This window comes from Trebonia sp. (assembly GCF_049794275.1).
In the GTDB taxonomy this organism is placed as follows: Bacteria; Actinomycetota; Actinomycetes; order Streptosporangiales; family Streptosporangiaceae; genus Trebonia.
The window spans coordinates 1-4371 of record NZ_JBARCR010000723.1 but is presented as its reverse complement, the minus strand read 5'-3'; the positions used below and the strand labels follow the sequence as shown (position 1 = coordinate 4371).

Below are 4371 nucleotides of genomic sequence, written 5' to 3'. Positions count from 1 at the left end.
TCGTAGGCCTTGCGCCATACCTTGTAATCGGCGACGTGGTGCTGGATCACTGCTGTTACTGCCATGGGAAACCCTTCCGTCGGTCCCGGGGCCGGCTGGTCGTCCCAGCGATGCTCCCGGAACCTGTTCCTACGTTATACCGGTAGCCGAAAACAAGCAATAGATTTCTAGAAAGCTACATCTACTATTCTCGGCAGGGATCCGGGCTTTCCCTTGACCGCTCACGCGCGGGTCCTGCTATGCCGCTGTCAGGACCAGCCGCCAGGAACGTCCCACCGGGGGAACTGCCCGGCTTCTTCGCAGGGGGCAGGATCCACTACGGTTCTCGGTGCTGTGTCTTAACGGATGAGTGTTTCCTTCGGGCGCACGACACAGAACTCGTTACCTTCGGGGTCGGCGAGGACAGTCCAGGACTCGGCGCCAGTCTGTCCGATGTCTACCCGGCGCGCCCCGAGCGCAAGAAGACGGTCAATCTCCTGATCGCGATCGGCGGCGTTGCTGGTGAGGTCAACATGCACGCGATTCTTGACCGTCTTGGGATCGTCGACCGGCATGAAGCACATGCCGACGGGCGCGTTTTCGTCGGTTCCGATAACGATCTCATTCTCGCGCTCGCTCAGTACCTTCCAGCCAAGCGCCTGCGTCCAGAACCGGGCCAGGCCCGGCAGATCATGAGCATCAACGACGATGTGGTGCAGTCGTACTGGCATGTCGCCAGTATGCGTCGCGCACTGGACCCGCATTCCACCAACCTAGGGGTCCTCTGGCGTCACCGGACGCCCTCATCTAGCCGCAGACAGGGCGCCGGACGCTCGTCACGCCGCTGGCGACTACGTCCATAGCGTTTCCGCGGAAGCGGGTTGTGAAGCGTTTCACAAGCCGTTTCCGCGGAAACGCGTTCTCATGCCGCGTAGAGGATCCGCCTGTCCTGCCGATCTCCGCTACTCCGCGGCCCGCACAATGGGCACACGTTATGCCGTTAAAATGGGCCTATAGTGGAGATTATTTGCTAGACGGCCGCGATGACAGGAGGATTATCGGTGAACCAACATATCCCGCTGCCACGCGAGGTCGCCCCGGATCAGGTGCACGAGGTCCTCGGCCAGCACGTGCTCGCCGACGGCTTCAAGCTCGTCTACGACACCCGGGCCAGCCGCGGCTCCTGGCTGGTCGACGCGCGGTCCGGTGAGAAGTACCTGGACTTGTACACGTTCTTCGCATCCGCCCCGCTGGGATCTAACCCGCGCGGGCTGGCCGACGACCCAGACTTCATGGCCGCGCTAGCCGAGGTGGCGGCGAACAAGCCGGCCAACCCTGACATGTACACCACGCACTACGCGCAGTTCGTGGAGACGTTCGCCCGCGTGCTGGGGGACCCGGCCCTGCCGCACCTGTTCTTCGTCGAGGGCGGGGCGCTGGCCGTCGAGAATGCGCTCAAGACCGCGTTCGACTGGAAGAGCCGTCGTAACGAGGCGGCCGACCGCCCGGCCGGGCTCGGCGGCAAGGTGCTGCACCTCACCCGCGCGTTTCACGGTCGGTCCGGCTACACGCTGTCGCTGACCAACACCGAGCCGGGTAAGACCGACCGGTTCCCCAAGTTCGACTGGCCCAGGATCGACGTGCCCGCGGTCCGGTTTCCGCTGGCGGACCACCGGGACGAGGTCGAGCGGGCCGAGGCCCGGGCGCTGGCCCAGGCTGAGGCGGCGTTCGAGCGGTACCCGCACGACATCGCCTGCTTCATCGCCGAGCCGATCCAGGGCGAGGGCGGCGACAACCACATGCGGCCGGAGTTCCTCCGCGCCATGCAGGCAATGTGCCGCGAGAACGACGCGCTGTTCGTGCTCGACGAGGTGCAGACCGGGGTTGGGACGACCGGCACCGCGTGGGCCTACCAGCAGCTCGGCCTCGAGCCGGACATCGTGGCGTTCGCCAAGAAGGTGCAGCTCGGCGGCATCATGGCCGGCCGGCGCGTGGACGAGGTCGTCGACAACGTGTTCGCGGTCTCCGGCCGGATCAACTCGACCTGGGGCGGCGGGCTCGTCGACATGGTCCGTTCGCGCAGGCTCTTGGAAATCATCGATCGTGACGGGCTGATCGAGCACGCGGCGAAGGTCGGCGACTGGCTCCTCAGCGAGCTGGTGGCGCTCGGCGGGCGGCACGCCGGCCTGGCCTCGAACATTCGCGGCCGCGGGCTCATGTGCGCGTTCGACCTCCCGGACGCGGAGACCCGCGACGTGGCGCAGCGGCTGCTGCGGGAGGACCATGTTCTTGTGCTGCCGTGCGGGGAACGTTCGATCCGGGTCCGGCCGGCGCTGGACGTCACCGAGCCGGAGCTCGAGTTCGGGCTGGCCGCGCTGGACCGCACCCTGACCGCTCTGGCCCGTTGACGAACGAGGGATGTTACCGATGGATCAGCGCACCGTCTCCTCAGTGATCGCCGGCCGCCCCGTGGCCGATGCCCCGGGAGGGCGGATCCTGTCCACCAACCCGGCGCGACTCGACGAAGTGGTCGCCGATGTCGCGCTGGGCGACGCGGCGCTGCTGGTGACCGCGGCCCAGGCGGCGCGCGACGCGCAGCGGGCATGGGCGGACGTGCCCGCGCCGGTGCGCGGCCGGGCGATCGCGAACATCGGCCGTCTGGTAGAAGACAATAAGCAGGCCCTGGCCGATCTGGTCACCCGCGAGATCGGGAAGCCGTACCCCGAGGCGCTCGGCGAGGTCCAGGAGATCATCGACACCTGCGACTTCTTCCTCGGCGAGGGCCGGCGGCTGTACGGCCAGACCGTGCCCAGCGAAATGCCTGACAAACAGCTGTTCACGTTCCGCAATCCAGTCGGCACGGTGGCGGTGATCACCGCGGGGAACTTCCCGGTCGCGGTGCCCTCCTGGTACATCGTCCCCGCGCTGCTGTGCGGGAACACTGTCGTGTGGAAGCCGGCCGAGTACTCGGCGGCCGCCGCAAGTGCGCTCCACGAGCTGTTCTGCCGCGGCGGCGGGCTGCCGCCCGGCGTGTTCAACGTGGTCTACGCCGACGGCCCGACCACGTACGCCGGCCTGGAGCGGGCACTGGACGCGGGCCTGATCGACAAGGTCGGGTTCACCGGGTCCAGCGAGGTAGGCGCGCGGATCGGCGAGCTAACCGGCCGGCACCTGCAGTCGGCCTGCCTGGAGCTGGGCGGGAAGAATCCGATGGTCGTAACCGCCAACGCCGACATCGACCTCGCGGTCGAGGGGGCGTTGTTCGGCGGGTTCGGTACCGCCGGGCAGCGGTGTACCTCGCTCGGCACGGTGATCTGTCACGAGTCGGTGCACGACGAGTTCCTCACCCGATTCGCCGAGGCGACTGCGGCGGCCGCGGTAGGCGACCCGTTCGCTGAGGTGCTCTACGGGCCGATGCTCGACATGCGGTTCGCGATGCGCTTCGAACAGTTCCTGGGCTGGATCGGCCCGCATCACAAGGTCATGGGCTCGTCGGGAATCGGGCGGATTACCGCGGCTAACCCGCGGGCCGGCTTTGTCGGCGACCCGGAGGCGGGCATCTTCTGCCACCCGACGATCGTCGAGGGGGTGCGCCCTGGCGACGAGATCTTCGACCGGGAGACGTTCGGGCCGCTGGTCGGGGTCACGACCTACCGGACCCTGGATCAGGCGGTCGAGCTGGCCAACGCCCCCGGATACGGACTGTCGTCGTCGATCTACACCAGCGACGCCACCGAAGCGTTCAGGTTCCGGCGCGGCGTGTCGGCCGGGATGGTCAGCGTGAACAACTCGACCTCCGGCGCGGAGGCGCACCTGCCCTTCGGCGGGAACGGCAAGTCCGGCAACGGCTCTCGCCAGTCGGGCCAGTGGGTGCTCGACCAGTTCACCCGGTGGCAGGCGCTGAACTGGGACTACTCGGGTCGGCTGCAGAAGGCGCAGATGGATGTGGCCGAGCTCACGCCGGACCGCGACTTCCGGCTGTAAGGGGCGCCCGCCGATGAGCACGGCAGCCGAGCTCGACCGGCACTTCAGGGAGGCGGTGGGCGGCCTGCCTGGCGGCCCGGCACGTCCCGACCCGGCCGCGCCGGTGCGCGCGGGCAGCCAGCTGGATGGCGCCACCCTGCTGGCCATCTTCGACGCACAGGCGGAGAGCCGGCACCTCGATTTCGCGGCCCGGTGGATGCAGCAGCAGGGCGGCGGCTACTACACGATCAGCTCGGCCGGCCACGAGGGCAACGCCGCGCTGGCCGCGGCGCTGAGGCCAACCGACCCGGCCTTGTTGCACTACCGGTCCGGCGGGTTCTACTGCGCCCGCGCGCGCCAGGTGCCCGGCGTCGACCCAGTCCGTGACGTGCTGCTCGGAGTGGCGGCGTCCGCGGACGAGCCGATCGC

Annotated in this window: 3 protein-coding genes and 1 pseudogene; 3 read left to right on the top strand and 1 reads right to left on the bottom strand. The window is 68.2% G+C overall.

Annotation, left to right across the window (positions count from 1 at the left end; translation table 11 throughout):
• Positions 1–338 precede the first annotated feature (338 nt).
• Complete coding sequence (locus WA805_RS19195) at positions 339–710, bottom strand: VOC family protein (protein ID WP_424558668.1); 372 nt, start codon at positions 708–710, stop codon at positions 339–341.
• A 330-nt stretch (positions 711–1040) separates the two neighbouring features.
• Here WA805_RS19195 and lat point away from each other — a divergent pair, with 330 nt between their 5' ends.
• The 3 genes and pseudogenes from lat to WA805_RS19180 form a co-directional block, all read left to right on the top strand.
• A complete protein-coding gene (gene lat, locus WA805_RS19190) occupies positions 1041–2387 on the top strand; it encodes an L-lysine 6-transaminase (protein ID WP_425243017.1) in 1347 nt (448 codons plus the stop codon).
• Positions 2388–2406: 19 nt separating this feature from the next.
• Positions 2407–3963 carry an aldehyde dehydrogenase family protein gene (locus WA805_RS19185; protein WP_425238338.1) on the top strand — a complete coding sequence of 519 codons (1557 nt, stop codon included), beginning with the start codon at positions 2407–2409 and terminating at the stop codon, positions 3961–3963.
• 13 nt (positions 3964–3976) lie between these two features.
• Positions 3977–4371 (top strand): annotated as a pseudogene (locus WA805_RS19180) (MFS transporter); the annotation flags it as partial.

Coding starts and splice junctions, on each gene's coding strand:
- WA805_RS19195 (WP_424558668.1), bottom strand. CDS start 710: ATGCCAGTACGACTGCACCACATCGTCGTTGATGCTCATGATCTGCCG.
- WA805_RS19185 (WP_425238338.1), top strand. CDS start 2,407: ATGGATCAGCGCACCGTCTCCTCAGTGATCGCCGGCCGCCCCGTGGCC.